Source organism: Undibacterium sp. SXout7W (assembly GCF_049339385.1).
Taxonomy (GTDB): Bacteria; Pseudomonadota; Gammaproteobacteria; order Burkholderiales; family Burkholderiaceae_D; genus Undibacterium.
In genome coordinates this window covers 1-285 of the sequence record NZ_JBMPPF010000158.1, presented here as the reverse complement: position 1 = coordinate 285, position 285 = coordinate 1, and the positions used below count along the sequence as shown (strand labels likewise).

Sequence of the window (285 nt, the reverse complement as noted above, 5' to 3'; positions counted from 1 at the left end):
AGCGCACAGATCGGCAATACGGTGGTGCAGATCGCCCAGCCGCAAAGCGCGCGCAATCAGATTGCAGCGCAGATGGCGATCAAAACCGTTACCCCCTTGCTGTTGCTGTTTCCGTTATTGGGCATATTGATCTGGGTCGCGGTCAGCCGTGGCCTGGCGCCGATCAAACGGGCGGCAGCAGAAGTGCAGGCGCGCGACATGCACGCCCTGTCGGCGATTCCGGACGCCATGTTGCCGCAGGAAATCCAGCCGCTGACGCAAGCATTGAATGACCTGCTGGCGCGG

Annotated in this window: 1 pseudogene; it reads left to right on the top strand. The window is 61.8% G+C overall.

Annotation, left to right across the window (positions count from 1 at the left end):
* Positions 1–285 (top strand): annotated as a pseudogene (locus tag ACO0LB_RS20915) (two-component sensor histidine kinase); the annotation flags it as partial.